The sequence below is a fragment of the Micromonospora echinofusca genome, from assembly GCF_900091445.1.
Lineage (GTDB): Bacteria > Actinomycetota > Actinomycetes > Mycobacteriales > Micromonosporaceae > Micromonospora > Micromonospora echinofusca.
In genome coordinates this window covers 6,467,538-6,489,597 of record NZ_LT607733.1, presented here as the reverse complement: position 1 = coordinate 6,489,597, position 22,060 = coordinate 6,467,538, and the positions used below count along the sequence as shown (strand labels likewise).

At 71.9% G+C, this 22,060-nt stretch carries 19 protein-coding genes and 1 pseudogene; 9 read left to right on the top strand and 11 right to left on the bottom strand.

Going from position 1 to position 22,060, the window contains the following annotated elements; genetic code table 11:
- Positions 1 to 44: 44 nt before the first annotated feature.
- Positions 45 to 1,358 (top strand): aminotransferase-like domain-containing protein, encoded by a 1,314-nt coding sequence (locus tag GA0070610_RS27955; protein ID WP_089002801.1) that lies wholly within the window; start codon positions 45 to 47, stop codon positions 1,356 to 1,358.
- A 7-nt stretch (positions 1,359 to 1,365) separates the two neighbouring features.
- A complete protein-coding gene (locus GA0070610_RS27950; RefSeq protein ID WP_089002800.1) occupies positions 1,366 to 2,364 on the top strand; it encodes a D-alanine--D-alanine ligase family protein in 999 nt (332 codons plus the stop codon).
- A gap of 221 nt (positions 2,365 to 2,585) precedes the next feature.
- On the opposite strand, the pseudogene GA0070610_RS27945 reads toward GA0070610_RS27950, so the two are convergent.
- The 9 genes and pseudogenes from GA0070610_RS27945 to rpmH form a co-directional block, all read right to left on the bottom strand.
- Positions 2,586 to 3,258, bottom strand: a pseudogene (locus tag GA0070610_RS27945) (hypothetical protein); the annotation flags it as partial.
- Positions 3,259 to 4,845: 1,587 nt separating this feature from the next.
- On the bottom strand, positions 4,846 to 5,886 hold the full coding sequence (locus tag GA0070610_RS27940; RefSeq protein ID WP_089002798.1) for a ParB/RepB/Spo0J family partition protein: 1,041 nt from the start codon (positions 5,884 to 5,886) through the stop codon (positions 4,846 to 4,848).
- 27 nt (positions 5,887 to 5,913) lie between these two features.
- Entirely contained in the window at positions 5,914 to 7,206 is a 1,293-nt protein-coding gene (locus GA0070610_RS31010; protein ID WP_089002797.1) for a ParA family protein, read from the bottom strand.
- 277 nt (positions 7,207 to 7,483) lie between these two features.
- The gene (gene rsmG, locus GA0070610_RS27930) at positions 7,484 to 8,233 is read right to left on the bottom strand and encodes a 16S rRNA (guanine(527)-N(7))-methyltransferase RsmG (protein WP_231925835.1); all 750 of its coding nucleotides are present in this window, start codon (positions 8,231 to 8,233) and stop codon (positions 7,484 to 7,486) included.
- Between the two features lie 325 nt (positions 8,234 to 8,558).
- Positions 8,559 to 9,149 carry a Jag family protein gene (locus GA0070610_RS27925; protein WP_089002795.1) on the bottom strand — a complete coding sequence of 197 codons (591 nt, stop codon included), beginning with the start codon at positions 9,147 to 9,149 and terminating at the stop codon, positions 8,559 to 8,561.
- Between the two features lie 215 nt (positions 9,150 to 9,364).
- Positions 9,365 to 10,354: a membrane protein insertase YidC gene (gene yidC / locus GA0070610_RS27920; protein WP_089002794.1), complete on the bottom strand. Its 990-nt coding sequence runs from the start codon at positions 10,352 to 10,354 to the stop codon at positions 9,365 to 9,367.
- Between the two features lie 3 nt (positions 10,355 to 10,357).
- Positions 10,358 to 10,597: a membrane protein insertion efficiency factor YidD gene (gene yidD / locus GA0070610_RS27915; protein ID WP_231926251.1), complete on the bottom strand. Its 240-nt coding sequence runs from the start codon at positions 10,595 to 10,597 to the stop codon at positions 10,358 to 10,360.
- Positions 10,598 to 10,641: 44 nt separating this feature from the next.
- Entirely contained in the window at positions 10,642 to 11,058 is a 417-nt protein-coding gene (gene rnpA / locus GA0070610_RS27910; RefSeq protein ID WP_089002792.1) for a ribonuclease P protein component, read from the bottom strand.
- 36 nt (positions 11,059 to 11,094) lie between these two features.
- Positions 11,095 to 11,232 (bottom strand): 50S ribosomal protein L34, encoded by a 138-nt coding sequence (gene rpmH / locus GA0070610_RS27905; RefSeq protein ID WP_089002791.1) that lies wholly within the window; start codon positions 11,230 to 11,232, stop codon positions 11,095 to 11,097.
- A gap of 633 nt (positions 11,233 to 11,865) precedes the next feature.
- Between rpmH and dnaA the strand changes: the two genes are divergently transcribed.
- The 5 genes from dnaA (at position 11,866) to GA0070610_RS27880 (ending at position 18,359) form a co-directional block, all read left to right on the top strand.
- On the top strand, positions 11,866 to 13,707 hold the full coding sequence (gene dnaA, locus GA0070610_RS27900) for a chromosomal replication initiator protein DnaA (protein WP_089002790.1): 1,842 nt from the start codon (positions 11,866 to 11,868) through the stop codon (positions 13,705 to 13,707).
- 843 nt (positions 13,708 to 14,550) lie between these two features.
- Positions 14,551 to 15,684: a DNA polymerase III subunit beta gene (dnaN, locus tag GA0070610_RS27895; RefSeq protein WP_089002789.1), complete on the top strand. Its 1,134-nt coding sequence runs from the start codon at positions 14,551 to 14,553 to the stop codon at positions 15,682 to 15,684.
- Between the two features lie 41 nt (positions 15,685 to 15,725).
- Positions 15,726 to 16,598, top strand: coding sequence for a phosphogluconate dehydrogenase (NAD(+)-dependent, decarboxylating) (gnd, locus tag GA0070610_RS27890; protein WP_089002788.1), 873 nt, complete (start codon positions 15,726 to 15,728; stop codon positions 16,596 to 16,598).
- Positions 16,599 to 16,615: 17 nt separating this feature from the next.
- Positions 16,616 to 17,749 carry a DNA replication/repair protein RecF gene (recF, locus tag GA0070610_RS27885; RefSeq protein WP_089002787.1) on the top strand — a complete coding sequence of 378 codons (1,134 nt, stop codon included), beginning with the start codon at positions 16,616 to 16,618 and terminating at the stop codon, positions 17,747 to 17,749.
- On the top strand, positions 17,739 to 18,359 hold the full coding sequence (locus tag GA0070610_RS27880; protein ID WP_089002786.1) for a DUF721 domain-containing protein: 621 nt from the start codon (positions 17,739 to 17,741) through the stop codon (positions 18,357 to 18,359). Before recF ends, GA0070610_RS27880 begins: the two co-directional genes overlap by 11 nt.
- Before the next feature lie 3 nt (positions 18,360 to 18,362).
- Here the strand turns inward: GA0070610_RS27880 and GA0070610_RS27875 are convergent, their stop codons facing one another.
- Positions 18,363 to 18,590, bottom strand: a complete 228-nt coding sequence (locus GA0070610_RS27875) for a hypothetical protein (protein WP_089002785.1) — start codon at positions 18,588 to 18,590, stop codon at positions 18,363 to 18,365.
- Between GA0070610_RS27875 and GA0070610_RS27870 the strand changes: the two genes are divergently transcribed.
- A complete protein-coding gene (locus GA0070610_RS27870; protein ID WP_392567344.1) occupies positions 18,589 to 19,023 on the top strand; it encodes a MarR family winged helix-turn-helix transcriptional regulator in 435 nt (144 codons plus the stop codon). The genes GA0070610_RS27875 and GA0070610_RS27870 overlap by 2 nt on opposite strands.
- Here GA0070610_RS27870 and GA0070610_RS27865 read toward each other — a convergent pair.
- A complete protein-coding gene (locus GA0070610_RS27865; RefSeq protein WP_089002783.1) occupies positions 19,008 to 19,562 on the bottom strand; it encodes a hypothetical protein in 555 nt (184 codons plus the stop codon). The genes GA0070610_RS27870 and GA0070610_RS27865 overlap by 16 nt on opposite strands.
- A gap of 508 nt (positions 19,563 to 20,070) precedes the next feature.
- On the opposite strand from GA0070610_RS27865, the gene gyrB reads away from it, so the two are divergent.
- Positions 20,071 to 22,017, top strand: coding sequence for a DNA topoisomerase (ATP-hydrolyzing) subunit B (gene gyrB, locus GA0070610_RS27860; RefSeq protein WP_089002782.1), 1,947 nt, complete (start codon positions 20,071 to 20,073; stop codon positions 22,015 to 22,017).
- Positions 22,018 to 22,060 lie beyond the last annotated feature (43 nt).

Sequence of the window (22,060 nt, the reverse complement as noted above, 5' to 3'; positions counted from 1 at the left end):
TACGCCGGGGCGGGAGCCACCCGAGCAGCCATCGAGGTGATGTCATGACCGGCACGACGCTCGACGACTACACCGACCGGTACGCCCGCCGCGTGCGGGGCATGACCGCCTCGGAGATCCGCGCGCTCTTCGCGGTGGCCAGTCGCCCGGAGGTGGTCTCGCTCGCTGGCGGCGCCCCCTACATCGCAGCGCTGCCGCTCGACGCGGTCGGCGAAATGCTCGGCCGGCTCGGTGCCGAGCACGGTGCCACCACCCTCCAGTACGGCATCGGGCAGGGCACCCTGGAGTTGCGCGAACGGATCTGCGAGGTGATGGCGCTCTCCGGCATCGACGCCGCGTGCGGCGCTTCCCCGGACGACGTGGTGGTCACCGTGGGCGGTCAGCAGGCCCTCGACCTGGTGGCCCGGCTCTTCCTCGACCCGGGGGACGTGGTGCTCGCCGAGGGCCCCACCTACGTCGGCGCGCTCGGCGTGTTCCAGGCCGCCCAGGCCCAGGTGGCGCACGTGCCCATGGACGACGACGGGCTGATCCCGGAGGCGCTGGAGGCGGCCATCGCCGAGCAGGCGCGCGCCGGCCGGCGGGTCAAGTTCCTCTACACCATCCCGACCTACCAGAACCCGACCGGCGTGACGCTGACCGAGGAGCGGCGGGAGCGGGTGCTCGACGTCTGCGAGCGCGCCGGCCTGCTCGTGGTCGAGGACGACCCGTACGGTCAGCTGGGTTTCGCCGGGGACGCGCCCGCGCCGCTGCGCGCGCGGCGCCGTGACGGGGTCTTCTACCTCAGCACCTTCTCCAAGACCTTCGCTCCCGGCCTGCGGGTCGGCTGGATCCTCGCGCCGCACGCCGTCCGCGACAAGCTGGTCATCGCCAGCGAGGCGCAGATCCTCTGCCCGAGCGGCTACGCGCAGGCCGCCGTCTCCACCTACCTCGGCACCATGCCGTGGCGGGAGCAGCTCAAGGTCTACCGCGAGGTCTACCGGGAACGGCGCGACGCGATGCTCGCCGCGCTGGACGACCTGATGCCCGCCGGCACGACCTGGACGACGCCGGGCGGCGGCCTCTTCGTCTGGGCGACCCTGCCCGACGGCCTCGACTCCAAGGCGATGATGCCCCGGGCCATCGCCGCCCGGGTGGCGTACGTGCCGGGCACCGGCTTCTACGCCGACGGCACCGGCACCGGCAACATGCGGCTCAACTTCTCGTTCCCGTCGCCGGAACGGATCCGCGAAGGCGTACGCCGACTGGCCGGCGTGATGGAGCAGGACATCGCCATGCGGCGGGTCTTCGGCGCGGTCGGCCGCCCCGGGGCGCGACGCGGGCAGGCCGGCTCGGACACGCCGGGACCCGACTTGGCATGATTCCGGCATGGTTCCCACCGCTGCCGAGCGTTCCCTCGTGACCGACCCCGCCGCCACCGCCGACCTGCGGGTGCTGGTGCTCGCCGGCGGGCTCTCCTATGAGCGTGACGTCTCGCTGCGGTCCGGGCGCCGGGTGCTGGACGCGCTTCGGGCCGTCGGCATGGACGCCGAGATGCGGGACGCCGACGTGGCGCTGCTGCCGGCCCTGGACGCCGACCCGCCGGACGCCGTCGTGATCGCCCTGCACGGCGCCACCGGCGAGGACGGGTCGCTGCGCGGCGTGCTGGACCTCTGCGGCATCCCGTACGTGGGGTGCGACGCCCGCGCGTCGCGGCTGGCGTGGGACAAGCCGTCGGCCAAGGCGGTGCTCCGCGAGGCGGGCATCCCGACCCCCGACTGGGTCGCCCTGCCGCACGACCGGTTCTCCGAGTTGGGTGCCGTGGCGGTGCTGGACCGGGTCGTCGAGCGGCTGGGGCTGCCGCTCATGGTGAAACCCACGCAGGGCGGTTCGGGGCTGGGCGCCGCCGTGGTCCGGGACGCCGCGTCCCTGCCGGCCGCGATGGTCGGCTGCTTCGCGTACGACTCGACGGCGCTGGTCGAGCGGTACGTGCCCGGCATGGACGTGGCGGTCTCCGTGGTCGACCTGGGCGACGGGCCGCGCGCTCTGCCAGCGGTGGAGATCGTGCCCCGCAACGGGGTGTACGACTACGCGGCCCGCTACACCGCCGGCCGGACGACCTGGCACACCCCCGCACGGCTGGCGCCGGAGGTGGCCGGCGTGGTCGCCGACGTCGCGCTGGCCGCGCACACCGCACTGGGCCTGCGCGACCTCAGCCGCGTCGACCTGATCGTGGACTCCGCAGGGCAGCCGCACGTGCTGGAGGTCAACGTCTCGCCGGGGATGACCGAGACCTCGTTGCTGCCGCTCGCGGTCCAGGCCGCTGGCCTGGACTTCGGCAGGACGCTCGGAACCCTGGTGGCCCGCGCCGCGACCCGGCGCCCCTGACCGGCCCGTCTCTCTCCGGGGTCTCGTCCGGTCGATCGTGGGCCCACCGGTTGGGCATGTGCGCCGGCTGCCGATCGAGGGTGTTGCGGTGGCCGGTCTCGCCGGACGTCCCGCTCGGAGCCACCGAGCGCCCGTTCGAGGGATCGGCAGGACGGACGAGCCCTAGACGCGCGGCCCTCGGGCTTCCGCGGCGGACGCCTCGTCTCCCGGTTCCTCCGCGGGCGGGACCTCCTCGGCGGACTCGATCACGGAAACCGCCTCGCCCTCCGTCGGCTCGTCCTCGACCGGGGACTGCCCGGTGAAGCTGGAGGGCGCCTGCCACTGGATGCGCGGCGGCTCGGCCAGCGGGCGTCCGCCGAACTCCGCCAGCCAGGCCGCGACCATGGCGAGGTTCTCTCGCCATTGCGACTCCGAGATGGGCGGCAGGATGGAATCCCACAGGGAGAGGAAGGTCCCCCGCAACTGAAGCTGACCGTAGGGCCGGGCGAGGAACCACATGTGCAGGTGCGCGGAGCCGTCGCCCCAGCGGTTGACGTGCACCCGGGCCACGCCGTCGAGGGACCGGATGGCCCGCTCCAGCCGTACGGTCATCACCCCCAGTTCGGCGGCGAGCAGGTTCGGCAGGTCGCCGAGATCCAGGTGCGAGCGGGATTCGAGGATCAGCACCATCGGCAGCCCGGTGGGACGGTCCATGGCGCGTACCCGCCATCGCTCGCCCACCCAGATGTACGCGTCGTCCGGGGCGTTGCAGGCGGTGCATTCCCGATGTCCCTCGCCCCTGCGCGGCGGCTCGACCGGGACCGGATCATCGAGTTGCTTGACACGAAGGTCGCCCTCGAAGGGGAAGGACGGCCACTGGGTGAAGTCCGGAACGGAGGGAGGGGTGTCGTGCACGACGCTGACACTAACCGGTTCCGGCACCGCTGTCCCTACCCGAATGCGCCACGGAGCGATGCCGCTCCGGCCCTGAGGTCGCAGCGCGAAGCGAAGTTATCCACAGGCACGCACAGGCATCCACAGGCTGATGAGACGCCGGACACATGCCGTCATCCACAGGCTGTCACCCTGTTCCACACGGGGTTTCACGTGAAACAGGGGAGCCTGTGGATAACCCCTGTGGATAACTTTGGACCTGAAGGCTCCGTTTCGGGCCTGAGGGCTGCGGGACGGGGCTGCGGACGGTTCCACGTGAAACCAGAACACGCCGTCGACGTCGGCCGCACTTCGCCGTCGCTCCATCCTCGCCATCACCCCGCCCGATAATCGTCGCTCGCGCGACCACCGGGCCGTCATCGTCGGCGCCGCTCCCGACCGCCGATCGAGCTTCCGATCCCGTGATCGCCGCTCCGTGCCTTCCGGTGGCACCGCCTGTGAATCCGCCGCCTGCGGGTCCGCCGTCCTCGAACCCGGCACCTCCCAATCCGCCGTCCTCGAATCCGCCGTCCTCGAATCCGCCGCTTCCGAGTCCGCTGCCCTTGAGCCCCGGCGCTTCCCAATCCGCCGTTCCGAGTCGACGCCGCTGAGTCCGACGCCTCCGGCCTTCGACCGATGGCCACCCATCGCGCTTCGACTGTCGCGGTTCCTGAAGACATGGCCGCAACGGCCAGCTCGTCGCGGGATGTCCCCGACCGGCCCCACGCCAGCGAGGTGGACCTGTTGCAGGTGCTGTGGTGCCCGTTCGGCGGGGCCGACCAGGGTTGCGCCTCGGCGTCGTGCATCCGTTGACACGACCCCGCCGGAAGCGAAGCTGAGAACGGCGACGACACGACTGCGACGGGGCGCCCTCTGCGTAGCGGGACGTCGGGATGCTGCATGTCGGCACGCATGCCGCCGGATCGTCCGGAGCGCTTTGCCGGCAGCACGAGTGCGACTGGCATCCCACGACCCGGCGACGGCTCGAGCGGATGCACCCGACACAAGATGGGCCGGGCAGCGTGCGTCCAGTGGGGTTGAGGCTCGATCCTGGCGGGCCCATCCACGTCCTCACAGCGCTACCGGTCCCGCCAAACCGCAGGGGTGGCCCTCGGGGTGCCAGAGCCGGCACGAGGGGCTCCGACGCCCTCTCACAGCCTCTACGGCTGCCTCGCGGTCCCCTTCGGCAGAGCCCCGCTACCGCTTGGCGTTCATCTGCTCGGGTGGGTCTCGCCCGTACTCTTCGATGCCATCTCAACCGCCGGGCCGCAAACCGCAGAACCGTGGCCGTTTCACGGAAACGGCCACGGCGACGGCCGAACCAACGGGCACCGCCCGCGCGGTTTCACGTGAAACGGCCGCCGCCCACGGTTTCACGTGAAACGGTCCCGGCCTCCGCGAGCCGTCGCCATGCGAGCAACGGACCAACAGCGCTGCGACTCGCGGGACGAGGAACTCGACTGCGGGCCGACACAGAACAGCCGCGTGACCCTGAAGGTCACGCGGCTGGCGATGTCTGCCTTCCAACCGACGCGGATCCGCCCGTAGAGCCGGCTTGCGCCGGCCAGGTCAGGCCTCCGGCTCCTCCTCCTGGCCGACGCCGATAAGGCCGACGATCCGCTCCAGGTCATCGACCGTAGCGAACTCAATGGTGATCTTGCCCTTGCTCCGACCGATGTCGACCTTCACACGGGTGTCGAACCGGTCGGAGAGCCGGTCGGCCAGATCCGTGAGGGCGGGGGCGTGCGGCTTCGGGCGGCGCTTGGCCGCCTCCTTCTTCGTCGTACCGTCGCTCAGGGCCAGCGCGACGATCTCCTCGGTCGCGCGGACCGAGATCCCCTCGGCGACGATTCGCCGTGCGAGCTGCTCCTGCGCCTCGGCCTCGTCGAGGCTCAGCAGCGCACGGGCGTGTCCGGCGGAGAGGATGCCTGCGGCGACCCGGGTCTGGACCTGCGCGGGCAGGTTGAGCAGCCGGATGGTGTTCGAGATCTGCGGCCGGCTCCGCCCGATGCGCCGGGCGAGTTCCTCGTGGGTGGCGCCGAACTCGTCCAGCAGTTGCTGGTACGCGGCCGCCTCCTCCAGCGGGTTCAGGTTCGCCCGATGGATGTTCTCCAGCAACGCGTCGCGGAGCATCGCGTCGTCCTGGGTGTCCCGGACGATCGCCGGGATCTTCTCCCGCCCGACGGCCTGCGCGGCCCGCCAACGCCGCTCGCCCATGACGAGTTCGTACTTCTCGTCGTCGAGCTGCCGTACGACGATCGGCTGGAGGAAGCCGACCTCCTGGATCGAGGTCTTCAGCTCCTCCAGGGCGTCCTCGTCGAAGACCTGGCGGGGCTGCTTCGGGTTCGGCACGATCGCGTCGACCGGGATCTCGGCGAACCGGGCCCCCGGCACAGGGCTGAGTACGGGCTCCGGCTCGGGCTGGGCAGCCGCAGGCGGGCTCGCCACGACGGGTGCCGACTCCTCCGGGGCGCCGACGGCGGTCGACGCCTCAGCCGTCGCAGGCGGCTCGACGGCGGGGGTCGGCTCCACCACTGCGGTCGGCGCCGGCCCGGTCGGGATGAGGGCCCCCAGGCCCCGCCCCAGACCGCCCCGAGGACGGTTCTTCATGCCACGCCTCCCAGCGACTGTTCCGCACTACGCATTCCGGCCCACCGGCTCCTTGACGCCACGCTCGGCGATCTCCTGGGCGGCTTCGAAGTAGCTCGTCGCCCCCCGCGACCCCGGATCGTAGGTCATCACGGACTGGCCGTAGCTGGGTGCCTCCGAGACGCGGACGTTGCGGGGGATGACCGCCTGGAGCACCTTGTCGCCGAAGTGGTTCCGTACGTCCTGCTCGACGGCGTCGGCCAGCCGGGTACGCCGGTCGTACATGGTGAGCAGGATGGTGGAGACGTCGAGCTTGGGGTTGAGGTGCTGGCGGACCAGGTTGATGTTGTTGATCAGCTGGTTCAGCCCCTCCAGCGCGTAGTACTCGCACTGGATCGGGATGAGCACCTCCTGCGCGGCCACGAGCGCGTTGACCGTCAGCAGACCGAGCGAGGGCGGGCAGTCGATGAAGACGTAGTCGAAGTGGCCGGGGTAGGCGGCGATCGCCCGGGCCAGCCGCGACTCGCGGGCGACCACCGACACCAGCTCGATCTCCGCGCCGGCGAGGTCGATCGTCGCCGGTACGCACCAGAGGTTGGGGATGCCCTCGACGCCCTGGGCCACCTCCTCCAGCGGCACGCTGTTGATGAGGCAGTCGTAGACGTCCGGCACACCCGTGTGGTGCGGGACGTTCAGCCCGGTGGAGGCGTTTCCTTGCGGATCGAGATCGACCACCAGCACCCGGTTGCCGTGCAGGGCGAGTGCCACCGCAAGGTTCACCGTGGTCGTGGTCTTTCCCACGCCGCCCTTCTGGTTCGCGACGCACATGACCCGGGTCCGCTCCGGCCGAGGCATCGTCACCTCGCCACTCGGATTAAGGATCTGCACGGCGCGCATCGCCTCCATAGCCAACGGTGGGTCATCCTCTTCGCGCGTCGGGGTTTCACGTGAAACGTACGCGGCCTCGGCAGCACTGGCTCCCGGGGCGGCGGTCGTGTCGGTGACGGGAACGGGTTCGGGGGTCGCGTCCGGCACGGAGTCCGGGGTGGGCTGCTGCGGCACGGGAAGCTCGAAGCGGGCCGAGGCCGAGGCGTTGCGCCGGATCGGAATCACCCGGCCGCCGGCCGGGTTGCCGGCGCGCGGCACGTCGGGAGCGGCGCGCGTCGCCGGGTGCTCCGGCCCAACCGCCTCGGCGTCCGACGGCGGGGCGGCCGCGTCCCAGCCGGGCGGCCGGAACGACGCCCCGCCGGGCGCCCAGTTGGGGTAGTCGGTTTCACGTGAAACGGGGTCGCCCGGTGACCCGGTCACGCGTGGATCGTCGTGCCTTCCGTCGTCATGCACCTGTCATCCCTGCCCGCTTCGGATGGTCGGTCCGCACCCCGTCAACTGGCCGCACGCGATCGCACCGCGGAGCGTACGGCCCGGCGGGAGCGGCGGGACCGGTGAACGTCCGTTGCCGCCCGCTCCACACTATCGACGCGCAGCCAGCCTACGGCTCACGGGCGCAGCCGGTCCACGTCGGGTTCTCATCCTTCCGTCCACCCGTACCGGTTCAACGACGCAACCGCCGGCCGGGAAGCCGGTATCGCGTACATCCGGCACGATGTCCGAGAGGGACTCAGCGCCGCCGGGACCGGCCGCCTCGCGACCTCTTCGGGGCCTTCGGCCGGGCCGGCCCGACCATCCGCTCCCGCACGATCTCCACCACCGTCGTCGGCGGATCAATCACGCCCTCGCCGCAGCGGTGCACCTCGGGCTCACCGCCGCCGAGCCGGGCGACCGTCTGCGCGTGCTCGGCGATCTCGTCGACCGCGGACGCGCCCTTGAGGGCGATCAGCCGACCGCCGGGGAGGGCCAGGGGCAGGCACCACGTCGAGAGCCGGTCCAGCGGCGCGACAGCGCGCGCCGTGACCACGTCCCCGCGCAACGGGCCGACGCCCGTCGCGCCGGTCGCCGCCTCGTCGGCCCGCCCCCGGAACACCCGGACCATCTTCGCCAGGCCCAGGTGCTGCACCGCCTCGATGAGGAAGGAGGTGCGGCGGGCGAGCGGCTCGATCAGGGTCACGGTCAGGTCGGGACGCGCGATGGCCAGCACCAGACCGGGCAGCCCGGCGCCGGAGCCGACGTCGAGGACCGTCGCCCCCTGCGGGATCCGCTCGGCCACCGCCGCGCAGTTGAGCAGGTGGCGGTCCCAGATCCGGGGCGCCTCACGCGGGCCGATCAGGCCGCGGACCACGCCGTCGGTGGCGAGCAGTTCGGCGTACGCGGCCGCCAGGTCCAGCCGGTCGCCGAAGAGCGTGCGGGCCGCGCCGGCCAGCTCCGGCGGCAGCACCGCCACGGTCGGGGAGGGCGCATCCCGAGCAGCCACGGCCGGGGGCGTCGCGCCCTCGGAGGCGTCGCCCGGAGACTGCGGGTCCGCCGCCGGCGACGACGCGGCCCCAAAAGCGGTAGCCGAGGACGGCCGGCCCTCGGGAGCGGCAGCCGAAGGCGGCATGGCCGCAGAAGCGTCGGCCGAAGGCGTCGGGGCCACAGGAGCGTCGGCCGGGGACTGCGTCGCAGCCGCAGGAGCGTCGGCCGGGGGCGCGGCGGTGTCGGGGTTCACGGGCGGCTCGGGCCGGACAGGCGACGGCCCGGGCGGCGTGCCACCCGGGCCGTCCACGGCACCGGCCGTGGTGTCGTCGTGGGTCACCCGGTCAGTCCGCCGGCCGGACGATGATGCGGCGGTTCGGCTCGACGCCCTCGGACTCGCTCTCCACGCCGCTCATCGCGTTGACGACGTCGTGTACGCACTTGCGCTCGAACGCGGACATGGGCTCCAGGCGTACGGACTCGCCGTACTCCTTGACCTTCTCCACGGCGTTCTTGGCGACGGCGGCGAGTTCCTTGCGGCGGGTCGCCCGGTAGCCGCCGACGTCGAGCAGCAGCCGACTCGGGGTGCCGGTCTGCCGGAAGACGGCCAGCCGGGCGAGCTCCTGGAGGGCCTCCAGGGTGGCACCGCGCTGGCCGACCAGGTTCTGCAGCCGGCCGCCCACCACCTCGACGACGGGACGACCGCCGGAGACCAGCTCGTCGATGTCGCCGTCGTAGTCGAGGATGTCGAGCAGGCCCTCGACGTAGTCGGCCGCGATCTCGCTCTGCCGGAACAGTTCGCTCTCGCCGACGGCCTTCTTCTCCTTGGGGCTCGACTCCTCGTCGGTCTCCTCGGTCTCGCCGTTCACCGCGGTCGGCTCGGTCCCCTCCTCGTCCAGGGACTCGTCGGCGCGGGGGGTGCTGGTGTCGGTCACGGTCTCATCTCCGTACTCGCTCGGCCGGACCGTCGGGTCCGCTGGTTTCCCGGGGCCGGCGGGAGGTCGCCGGTGCCCACGGGCACGTCTGTCGTACGGGCAGTCTCGCCCGTGGGCCGCGCCGCGCGCGGCGGTTCCGCCCGGCGCCGGCCGTACGGCGGCTGCGCGGTGCGGAACGGGCCGCCGTCGGTTTCCCGACGGCGGCCCGGATGTCCTCAGCCCTGCCGCTTGGCGGGGCGGCTCTTCTTCGGGTTGGCCGGCTTGGCGCCCGGCTTGGGGCCGGCGACCTTGGGCGCGGCCGGCTTCGCCGGTGCCTGGGGGGCGGCCTTGGCGCGGCCGAGCAGGCCGCCCGTCTTCGCCGGCTGCACCGGGTTGCGGGTCGAGGTGCCCGGCTTGCTGGTGGCGGTGGGCGGCGGCGGGAACTTCCGCAGCACCCACTGCTGCTGCGCCAGGGTGAAGAGGTTGTTCGTGACCCAGTAGATGATCACACCGATGGGGAAGATGGCGCCGGAGATGAGCAGCGACAGCGGGATGCCGTAGAGCATCAGCTTCTGGATCATCCGCTGCTGCGGGTCCTCGGCCCAGCCGGTCTTGAGGATCATCTGGCGGCTGGTGAGGTAGGTGGTGCCCATCATCACCAGGACGAGGATGCCGGCGATGATCTTCACGGTGGTGCCGTTGGCGCCGAGCCGGGCCAGTTCCTCGGCGGTGGAGCCGAACTTGCCGGCGATCGGGGCGGTGAAGAGCTTCGCCGCCGAGGCGCTCTCGAACTGGCCGAGCGTCCAGCCGTAGAGGGTCTTGCCGGCCTCGCTCTTGTCCGGGTTGAGGCGGCGGAGCACGTGGAAGAGGCCCAGGAAGACGGGGATCTGGAGGAACATCGGAAGGCAGCCCATGAGCGGGTTGGCCTTTTCCTTCCGATAGAGCTCCATCATCTCCTTCTGGAGCGTCTCCCGGTCACCCTTGTGCTTCTCCTGCAGCGCCTTGACCTGCGGCTGGAGGGCCTGCATCGCCCGCTGCGACTTGATCTGCTTGACGAAGACGGGGAAGAGGATCACCCGGACGGTGACCACCAGGAAGACGATGGCGAGGATCCAGGCCCAGTTGGTGCCGATCACGGCCGCGTCCGGCACCCCGATGGCGTCCCAGGCCCCATGCCAGGCCAGCAGGATCCACGAAATCGCGTAGTAGATCCAGTCGAGACTCAATTCTCAGGCTCCAGTCACATCGGCACGGCGGCGGCCGCCCGGCTCCGGCACCGGGTCGTGTCCACCTGGGTGGAAGGGGTGGCAGCGCAACAACCGCCGGGCCGTCAGGCCCGCTCCCCGGATCGCGCCGTGCACCGCCACCGCCTCCAGGGCGTAGGCACTGCACGACGGGTAGAACCGGCAGCGGGCCGGCAGAGCCGGACTTATCCACCGACGGTACGCGACGATCGGCCCGCTCAGCACCCGGGCACCGATCGTCGCGGGCCGGGGGCCGGTCGCTCCGGTGGTCACCGGGACCGCCGTCCGCGGGGCGCCTTCGCGGCGGCGATCGCCGCGTCCAGATCGGCACCGAGTCGCGGGTACGACGTGTCGGCAGCGGCGGGCAGCGCCCGTACGACCAGGGTGCTGCCGGCGGGCAGAGCGGCCAGCCGCTCGCGGACCAGGTGTCGCAGGCGACGACGGACCCGGTTGCGGACCACTGCGTTGCCGACGGCCTTGGACACGACGAAGCCGGCGCGGGCCGGTGCGGAGGGTTGCTCCGTACCGATGCTCCACGCCGGCTCCGGCGAGGTTGCTGTCGCGGGTTCGGGGGTCGTCGGCTGGCTCAGGTGGACGACGACGGCGCCACGGCCGGCGCGTCGGCCACCTCGGACCGCTGCGGCGAAGTCAGTGCTGCGCCGCAGTCGCTGTGCGGCCGCCAGCACGACTGCCCACGTCCCCCGGACCTGACCCGGTCGGCCTCAGGCCGACAGGCGGGCGCGGCCCTTGGAGCGACGGGTCGAAAGGATGGCGCGGCCGGCACGGGTGCGCATGCGCAGCCGGAAGCCGTGGGTCTTCGCGCGCCGGCGGTTGTTCGGCTGGTAGGTGCGCTTGCTCACGTCAGGCTCTCCGTTTTCGTACGCCCCGGGCGAGGGGTCGCCGGGATCGTGTGGTGGTCCAGGCCACCTCGGCGGTGGCCCCGATCGGTGCTGCCCGGCGGCGCGGGACCTCGGCGATGCGGGGAAGCGACCGTGGACAGCAAGCACCTATCACCCTAGCAGAGGGCGAGAGAGCAGCCGTTCCAGCCTACGCAGGGCGGCAACCACCGTCAAACACCTCCAGCAGGGCGGACACCGGGCCCCGTGGCGACCGATGCGGCGGTTTTCGCTGATGTTGCCAAGGGTCGCCGCGCGTCGGCGGTTGATGGCGTGCCGACAACGCTGTTACCGTGCCCGATTGCGGTCAGCGTCGAAAGGTCCGGTCGTCGCCGGCGGGCAAGACCGGACAAGGTAGTGGATCGTTCGGCACGGTGAACCCGCTTCAGCGCCCGTCCAGGCAGGGGGCAGGTCCGACCCGCGTCCGGCGGGCGGCCACAATCGGTGCGTACACAGGCTGTGGATAACTTGTGGACGAGGGCCGGTCGGTCGCCCGGTGGGTGTCGTTCCACCCGCGCGTACGCGGCGGGTACGGGAACGGCCGACCGGAGATGACGGCGGCGTCGGCGCAGCAGAGGCGAGGGGGGTGGCACGACGGTGACCGGTACGACCGACCTTGCCGCGGTGTGGACGGCGACGACCGACGAACTCGCCGACGAGATCATCTCCGCGCAGCAGCGGGCGTACCTGCGGCTGACCCGGCTGCGGGCCATCGTCGAGGACACCGCGCTGCTCTCCGTCCCGGACGCCTTCACCCGGGACGTGATCGAGTCGCGGCTGCGCCCGGCGATCACGGAGGCGCTCACCCGCCGGCTGGGTCGGCCGATCCAGGTCGCGGTGACCGTCCGCGTACCCGAGGACGGCTCCGGCCGCCCGGCGGGGACCGTCTACCGCAGCGTCCCCGAGTCCGGGCCGACCGACCACGACGGCGGGCCGCTCGACCACGTCGACGCGCCGGCCGGCTTCGACGGGATGCTCGGTCAGCGCGACGGCGGGGCCTTCGACCGCGGGCAGCCGCCGCTCATCCCCGAGCAGGCGCACCCCCAGCGTCGCCCCGACGGCCCGGCGCCGGGCGACGAGGGGCACCGGCCCGGCGACCGGGGCGGGCAGGAGGCCCTGTTCAGCACCGCCTTCGCCGAGCCGCCGCGGCCCGACCGGTCGGCGCCGCCGCGGCACCCGGGCGAGCGACGCGGCTACGACGAGCAGGCCGCCAGGCTGGACCCGCCGGCCGCCGACGCCCGGGACTACGAGCCCCGCTACCGCGAGGACGCCGTCTCCCCCCGCGACCAGCACGTCATCCGGGCCCTGCCCCGCGACACCGGCACCGACAGCGGGCCCGGACGCGGTGGCGCGGATCACCATCGGCCCGGTGGCCGGGACGACCGCCGGCTGCCCGGCGCCGACAGCGGCGGCAACCGGCTCAACCCCAAGTACATGTTCGAGACGTTCGTCATCGGCTCGTCCAACCGCTTCGCCCACGCCGCGAGCGTCGCGGTCGCCGAGTCGCCCGCGAAGGCGTACAACCCGCTGTTCATCTACGGCAGCTCGGGGCTGGGCAAGACGCACCTGCTGCACGCCATCGGGCACTACGCCACGACGCTGGGCAACGCCCGCTCGGTCCGGTACGTCTCGACCGAGGAGTTCACCAACGACTTCATCAACTCGCTCCGGGACGACAAGACCAGCGCGTTCCAGCGGCGCTACCGCGACGTCGACATCCTGCTGATCGACGACATCCAGTTCCTGGAGAACCGCGAGCGCACGCAGGAGGAGTTCTTCCACACCTTCAACACCCTGCACAACGCCAACAAGCAGATCGTGATCACCTCGGACCGGTCGCCGAAGCAGCTCGCGACCCTGGAGGACCGGCTGCGTACCCGCTTCGAGTGGGGGCTGCTCGCCGACATCCAACCGCCCGACCTGGAGACCCGCATCGCGATCCTGCAGAAGAAGGCCGCGCAGGAGCGCCTCTACGCGCCGCCGGACGTGCTGGAGTTCATCGCCTCGCGGGTGTCGAACTCGATCCGGGAGCTGGAGGGCGCGCTGATCCGGGTCACGGCGTTCGCCAGCCTGACCCGCTCGACGGTCGAGCTGTCGCTGGCCGAGGAGGTGCTGCGGGACTTCATCCCCGACGGCGCCGGGCCCGAGATCACCGCCGACCAGATCATGGTCTCCACGGCGGACTACTTCGGCGTGAGCCTGGAGGACCTGCGTGGTCACTCCCGCTCCCGGGTGCTGGTGAACGCCCGCCAGGTGGCCATGTACCTGTGCCGGGAGCTGACCGACCTGTCGCTGCCCCGCATCGGGCAGGCCTTCGGCGGCCGTGACCACACCACGGTCATGCACGCCGACCGCAAGATCCGTCAGCAGATGGCCGAGCGGCGCTCGCTCTACAACCAGATCGCGGAGCTGACCAACCGGATCAAGCAGAACACCTGAGCGACGCCCGACAGGTCGCCGCGCGGTGTCAGGCGCGCCGCACGCACGCTGTCGAATCGCGTACCCCCGCCGCCCGCGTGGCGGAGAGGGGCCACCGAAGCGCCCGGCCGGACCATCCGCCGGGCGCTTCCTCGTTCTCCACAGCCCGTCCGGCTTGACCCTCGACATGGTGTAGGCCACAGCATCGAGCCCGTGTCCGTACACAGCCCGGATCGTTGTCCACAACTCGTCGTCCACAGCCTGTGGGAAACTACGGTCCGTCCACGCCCCGGTTACCCACAGGTTGTGGACAAACCCTGGGGACGAGCTGTGGATGCCTGGGGACAACCAGCTCGTTGTCCACCGACGACGGTGGGCCTGTGGGAAACCTGTTGAAGGTTCTGGGGATGACGCCGTCGGCACGGCTTCCGCCTGTCCACAGGCCTGGGGAGAAAGTCGGTGGATAACCGGTGGATAACCGGTGGACGACGGTGGACAACCTGGGGGCGCCGACCGCCTGTGGACCGGGACACGAGTTGTACCCCGGGTTCTCCACAGGTAAACCACCGGTGGATAACGTGTCTGAGCTGCGCAAACGCGGGTTCTCCACAGTTTGCACAGGTGCGATGAAGATGACGAGTTATCTCTTCTAAGAGAACAAAAACCAATCATCACCGTTGGACTTCCTGTGGATTGGCCGGAACGCCGTCGTCGACGGCCTCCCGGCACCAGAAGTCCACGGGGTCGGGCGCACAGCCGATGCCCACGCGCCCTAAGGTGCGATGGGTACCCGCACGGACAGGCGGGTCGGTAGGCAGCGGTCGGCATGAGAGAGTTGTCGCTGACGTCGACGCGGAGGCATTGATGAAGTTCCGAGTGGAGCGCGACGCGCTCGCCGAGGCCGTGGCCTGGACCGCGAAGAGCCTGCCCAACCGGCCGTCCGTACCGGTGCTGGCCGGCGTGATGCTGCGCGTCACCGACGGCAACCTGCAGGTCTCGGGCTTCGACTACGAGGTCTCCAGCCAGGTCACCGTCGAGGTGCAGGGGGACGCCGACGGCGCCGCCCTGGTCTCCGGCCGGCTGCTCGCCGAGATCACCAAGGCGCTGCCGGCCAAGCCGGTGGACATCGCCGCCGTCGGCGCCCACCTCGAACTGGTCTGCGGCAGCGCCCGGTTCACCCTGCCCACCATGCCGGTCGAGGACTACCCGTCCCTGCCGGAGATGCCGGAGAGCGCCGGCACCATCGACGCCGCCGCGTTCGCCTCGGCGGTCGCCCAGGTCGCCGTGGCCGCCGGCCGCGACGAGACGCTGCCGATGATGACCGGCGTACGCATCGAGCTCTCCGGCGGCACGCTGGCCATGCTCGCCACCGACCGCTACCGGCTGGCCCTGCGCGAGATGGAGTGGAACCCGGACGACCCCGAGGTGAGCATCAACGCCCTCGTGCCGGCCCGGACCCTGAACGACACCGCCAAGGCCCTCGGCCCGATCGGCGGCCAGGTCACCATGGCGCTGTCCCAGGGCAAGACCGGCGAGGGGATGATCGGCTTCGCCGGCGGCACCCGGCGCACCACCAGCCGGCTGCTCGACGGGGCGAACTACCCGCCGGTGCGTTCGCTCTTCCCGGCCAGCCACAACGCCGAGGCCCGGGTGCCCGTCAGCACCCTGATCGAGGTCGTCAAGCGGGTCGCCCTGGTGGCCGAGCGGACGACCCCGGTGCTGCTCAGCTTCAGCGCCGACGGCCTGGTGGTCGAGGCCGGCGGCACCGAGGAGGCGCGGGCCAGCGAGGCCATGGAGGCCACCTTCACGGGCGACCCGCTGACGATCGGTTTCAACCCCCAGTACCTGATCGACGGCCTGACCAACCTGGGGGCCCAGTTCGCCGTGCTCTCGTTCGTCGACGCCTTCAAGCCCGCGGTGATTTCGCCCGCCGGCGAGGATGGCGAGGTCATCCCCGGGTACCGGTACCTCATCATGCCGATCCGCGTCTCCCGCTGATCGCACCCCGAGAAGACCCCGACGCACGGAGGTAGGAACACATGCAGCTCGGCCTGGTAGGGCTCGGCCGGATGGGCGGCAACATGCGCGAGCGGTTGCGCGCCGCCGGGCACGAGGTGGTCGGCTTCGACCACAACGCGGAGCTGAGCGATGTCGCGACCCTGGCGGAGCTGGCGGAGAAGCTGGAGTCCCCCCGCGCGGTCTGGGTCATGGTCCCCGCCGGGGTCACCGACGCGACCATCGACGAACTCGCCGGCATCCTCGGCGAGGGCGACATCATCATCGACGGCGGCAACTCCCGCTTCAGCGACGACGCGCCGCGGGCGGAGCGGCTCAACGAGCGTGGCATCGGCTACATCGACGTCGGCGTCTCCGGCGGCGTCTGGGGCCGGCAGAACGGCTACGCGCTGATGGTCGGCGGCGCCCAGGAGCACGTCGACCGGCTGATGCCGATCTTCGAGGCGCTGAAGCCGGAGGGCGAGTTCGGCTTCGTGCACGCCGGGCCGGTCGGCGCCGGGCACTACGCCAAGATGGTGCACAACGGCATCGAGTACGGCCTCATGCACGCCTACGCCGAGGGCTACGAGCTGCTGGCCAAGTCCGAGCTGGTCACCAACGTGCCGGGGGTGTTCAAGTCCTGGCGCGAGGGCACCGTGGTGCGCTCCTGGCTGCTCGACCTGCTGGACCGGGCCCTCGACGAGGACCCGGAGCTGGCCGAGCTGAGCGGCTACACGGAGGACACGGGCGAGGGCCGCTGGACGGTCGACGAGGCGGTCCGGCTCGCCGTGCCGCTCAACGTGATCACCGCCTCGCTCTTCGCCCGCTTCGCCTCCCGCCAGGACGACTCGCCGGCCATGAAGGCCGTCGCCGCGCTGCGTCAGCAGTTCGGCGGTCACGCCGTCCACAAGCGCTGACCGGAATCCACGCACCTGTGTACGTCCGCCGGCTCGAACTGGTCGACTTCCGCTCGTACGAGCAGGTCGGCGTCGACCTGGAGCCGGGGGCCAACGTCCTGATCGGCGCCAACGGCGTCGGCAAGACGAACCTGGTCGAGGCGCTGGGCTACGTGGCGACCCTGGACTCGCACCGGGTCGCCACGGACGCCCCCCTCGTCCGGATGGGCGCCGCCTCGGCGGTGATCCGCTGCGCGGTCGTGCACGAGGGCCGCGAGCTGCTGGTGGAGCTGGAGATCGTGCCGGGCAAGGCCAACCGGGCCCGGCTGGGACGGTCGCCGGCGCGGCGGGCGCGCGACGTGCTCGGCGCGCTGCGGCTCGTGCTGTTCGCCCCGGAGGACCTTGAACTCGTCCGGGGCGACCCCGCCGAGCGCCGCCGCTACCTCGACGACCTGCTGGTCAGCCGCCAGCCCCGCTACGCCGGGGTGCGGGCCGACTACGAGCGGGTGGTCAAGCAGCGCAACGCACTGCTGCGCACCGCGTACCTGGCCCGCAAGACGGGCGGGTCGCGCGGCGGGGACCTGTCGACCCTGGCGGTGTGGGACACGCACCTGGCCCGGCACGGCGCCGAGCTGCTCGCCGGCCGGCTCGAACTGGTGGCCGCGCTGGGCCCGCACGTCACGAAGGCGTACGACGCGGTGGCGGCGGGACGGGGTGCCGCCGGGATCGCGTACCGGCCGTCGGTGGAGCTGGCGGAGCCCACCACCGACCGGGAGGCGCTGGCGGCGGCGCTGACCACCGCGCTCGTCGAGTCCCGCGCCGCCGAGGTGGAGCGGGGCACCACCCTGGTCGGCCCGCACCGCGACGAGCTGGCGCTGACCCTGGGGCCGCTGCCCGCCAAGGGCTACGCGAGCCACGGCGAGTCCTGGTCGTACGCCCTGGCTCTGCGGCTCGCCGGCTACGACCTGCTGCGTTCCGACGGCATCGAGCCGGTGCTGGTGCTCGACGACGTCTTCGCCGAGCTGGACGCCGGACGGCGGGAGCGGCTGGCGGAGCTGGTCGGTGGGGCGAGCCAGCTGCTGGTGACCTGCGCCGTCGACGAGGACGTGCCGGTGTCCCTGCGCGGCACCCGGTACGCGGTGGGCGAGGGGACGGTGCGGCGTGTCGGATGAGCAGCAGCTTCCGCCGGCCCGCCTCGGCCCCGGGCGCGGCGGCGCACCGTCCGGCGGGGAGCCCGGCGGCGCGGCGGGCGGCGAAGCGGCGGCCGGGGCGAGCGGCCCGGAGCTGGCGCGGGCGGTGCTGGACGCGGCGAAGGCGCGCCGGGACGCGGCGGCCCGCACGCGCCGGCGTACCCCCGGCGGGGGCGGCGGCGACGGCGAGGGCGGCCAGCGGCGCCTGCGGGGCTACTCCGGCCCGGGGCCGGACCCGCGCGACCCGCAGCCGCTCGGTGCGGTGCTCAACCGGCTCGTCAAGGCACGCGGCTGGCAGCAGCCGGCGGCCGAGGCGACGGTGTTCGGCGCCTGGGAGCGGGTGGTCGGCCCGGAGGTGGCCCAGCACAGCCGGCCGGTGAAGCTGGAGGACGGCGAACTGACCGTGGAGGCCCGCTCGACCGCGTGGGCCACCCAGTTGCGGCTGCTGGCCGGCTCGCTGCTGAAGCAGATCGCCAGCGAGGTCGGCCACAACGTGGTGCGCAAGCTGCACATCCACGGCCCCGCCGCGCCGTCCTGGTCGAAGGGCCCGCGCCGGGTCCGTGGCCGCGGCCCGCGCGACACCTACGGCTGACGCTCAGCGTCCCTCGCGCCGGGCCTCCCGCTCGGCGCGCTTGCGTTCCCGCTGCTCCCGGCTCCACTGCTTGCGCCGCTCCAGGTCCTGCTTCCAGGCCTCCCGGGCGTGGTTGGAGCCGCCCTGCACCGCGCCCTGCACCTCGGGCGGGCCCGCGAGGCGCCGGAACGCCCAGGCCATCAGGCGGCCGCCCTCGCCGGGAGCCTTCGGGGTGGGCTTCTCCTCGGTCATCGCCTGGCCTCCGGTGCGCGCTGAACAATTGGTCTACAAAACATTGGTACACCAACCGATGGGGCTGACCCATCCGCAGTACCTGGTGATGCTCGCGCTCTGGCAGCACGCGCCGCTGTCCGTACGCGACCTCAGCCGGCTGCTCCAACTCGATCCCGGCACCCTGTCGCCGCTGCTCAAGCGACTGGAGGCGGCCGGCTACGTCCGACGCGAGCGCGACCCCGCCGACGAGCGGAGCCTCGCGGTGACGCTGACCGCAGCCGGCCAGGCCCTGCGGGAGCGGGCCGAGCGGATCCCGCCCGCGATCGTCGAGCGACTCGGCATGCCGGTCGAGGAGCTGCGCCACCTGCACACCGTGCTGACCCGGGTCATCGACGCCGCCAACCGCGCGGGCGGGTCCGCCGCCACCTCGGAAGCTCAGGCGTCGGCGTAGACGGCGAAGCCGCGGTCGGCGCAGCGCCGGTAGAAGGCGGCCAGCACGGCCAGCTCGGCGCAGGTGAAGTTCCACTGCGGCGGCTCGCCGCTCTCGTCGCGCAGCGCGTCCAGGCGACTGTCGAGCCAGCGCAACTGCTGCTCGGCCAACCGCCCGTCGGCGAGCAGCGACCGCAGCACCGCGCTCACCGACTCGAAGGTGACGGCCTCGCCGTGCGGACGGTGGCCCGCCACGAACCGCTCGATGCCGCCGGCGACCCAGGCGCAGCCGTCGGGATCGATCACCGGGTCCTCGTCCTCGGCGGCCGCGTCCGTGGCGTAGAGCACACCCTCCAGTCCGAGCAGCAGGTCGACCAGCTCGGTGTACGCGGTCGCCCGCACGGTGCCGGTCTTGGCGATCAGCTCGGCGAGCGCCGCTGTGGGCGCGGAGATGCGGGGCATGTCGACGATGTCGCCGAAGTCGACGAACTCGGCCGGCGCGACCGGGTCGTAGAAGCGGCCGGTCCGCGGCCACTGCACCGCGACGTTGTCCAGCCCCATCTGGCGTCACCTCTTCGAGAGCACGGGTAGTTCCTATCGGCTCGATCGTCCGGTTCCGGCCGGAAAAGATCAAGGCCGGGCCTGCGGCGTGGCGGCGGTCGCGTCTCCGGCCGTCCGACCGGCACCGATCGTCAGGCGGCGGCGCCCCCGAACGCCCCAAGGCGTGTAGGGGGAGTCGTGGGCGGCGCGGTTCGGGCGGCTACGTCGGTCTCAGCCGCCTCGCAGGGGGTGCCGAGTGGTGGTTCTGTCGTCCGCGCACAGTAAGATTGACCCTGAGACGAAGACCCGGTGCGGAGCGACGAGACACGGGCCCGGAGCGGGGCCCGCGATCATTGTCCACGTCGGGTCGAGCCGATCGCGATCCGCGGGCAACCGCGGCGACCGGCGCGTTCGACCCGCACCCCGGAATTGTCCCCGGTGTCGGTCCGCGCGCCGACGTCGCGTCCTGTCCGCCGAACCCGCGCCCGACGCGCCACCAGGTGCGGACGGCGCGAGAAAGTGGCCGAAGGTGGCAGCGCAGGACAAGCAGGAGTACGGCGCCGGGTCGATCACCGTTCTCGAGGGGCTGGAGGCGGTCCGGAAGCGCCCCGGTATGTACATCGGGTCCACCGGTGAGCGCGGTCTGCACCACCTGGTGTGGGAGGTCGTCGACAACGCGGTGGACGAGGCGCTGGCCGGCCACTGCGACACCATCGACGTGGTGCTGCTCGCCGACGGCGGCGTCCGGGTCACCGACAACGGCCGGGGCTTCCCGGTCGACCTGCACCCGAAGCTGAAGAAGCCGGGTGTCGAGGTGGCGCTGACCGTGCTGCACGCGGGCGGCAAGTTCGACGGCAAGGCGTACGCGGTCTCCGGCGGCCTGCACGGCGTCGGCGTCTCCGTGGTGAACGCCCTCTCCACGAAGATGGCGGTGGAGATCCACAAGTCCGGCTTCGTCTGGCGGCAGCAGTACCACAACTCCAAGCCGACCCCGCTGGAGAAGGGCGAGTCGACCGACCGGACCGGCTCCGCGGTCGCCTTCTGGCCCGACCCGGACGTGTTCGAGACGGTCGACTTCGACTTCCAGACGATCTACCGGCGGATCCAGGAGATGGCCTTCCTCAACCGGGGCCTCACCATCCACCTGCTCGACGAGCGGGTCCCGGAGGAGGAGGACGGCCGCCAGCGCGAGGTCACCTTCTGCTACAAGGGCGGCATCGCGGACTTCGTCCGGCACCTCAACGCCTCGAAGAACCCGATCCACAAGACCGTGGTCGAGTTCGGCGCCGAGGAGGAGGGCATGTCGGTCGAGATCGCCATGCAGTGGAACGAGTCGTACGGCGAGTCGGTCTACACCTTCGCCAACACGATCAACACCCACGAGGGCGGCACCCACGAGGAGGGCTTCCGGGCCGCGCTGACCAGCGTCGTCAACCGCTACGGCGCCGACAAGAAGCTGCTCAAGGGCGACGAGAAGCTCTCCGGCGAGGACATCCGCGAGGGCCTGGCAGCGATCATCTCGGTCAAGCTGGCCAACCCGCAGTTCGAGGGCCAGACCAAGACCAAGCTGGGCAACACCCCGGTGAAGAGCTTCGTGCAGCGCGTCTGCAACGAGTGGCTGGTCGACTGGTTCGACCGTAACCCGGCCGAGGCGAAGATCATCATCCAGAAGGCGTCCCAGGCCGCCCGCGCCCGGATCGCCGCGCAGCAGGCGCGCAAGCTGGCCCGGCGCAAGTCCCTGCTGGAGTCCGGCTCGATGCCGGGCAAGCTGGCCGACTGCCAGTCCACCGACCCGCGCGAGTCCGAGGTCTTCATCGTCGAGGGCGACTCGGCCGGCGGCTCGGCCAAGCAGGGGCGCGACCCACGTACGCAGGCGATCCTGCCGATCCGGGGCAAGATCCTCAACGTGGAGAAGGCCCGGATCGACCGGGTGCTGAAGAACAACGAGGTCCAGGCGCTGATCACCGCGCTGGGCACCGGCATCCACGACGACTTCGACATGGAGAAGCTGCGCTACCACAAGGTGGTGCTGATGGCCGACGCCGACGTCGACGGCCAGCACATCCAGACGCTGCTGCTCACGCTGCTCTTCCGCTTCATGCGCCCGCTGGTCGAGATGGGACACGTCTACCTGGCCGCCCCGCCGCTCTACAAGATCAAGTGGAACAAGCGCGGCGACGACGCGCAGTACGCGTACTCGGACCGCGAGCGCGACGGCCTGATCGCACTGCGTCAGCAGAAGAAGCCCAACGCGAAGCCGGACGACATCCAGCGCTTCAAGGGCCTCGGCGAGATGAACTACCCCGAACTGTGGGAGACCACGATGAACCCGGCAACGCGTACGCTGCGTCAGGTCACGCTCGACGACGCGGCCACCGCCGACGAGTTGTTCAGCGTGCTGATGGGTGAGGACGTCGAGGCGCGCCGCTCGTTCATCCAGCGCAACGCCAAGGACGTCCGGTTCCTGGACATCTGACGGGCCTCGGCGGGCCGGCCGGTCATCCACCGGCCGGCCCACC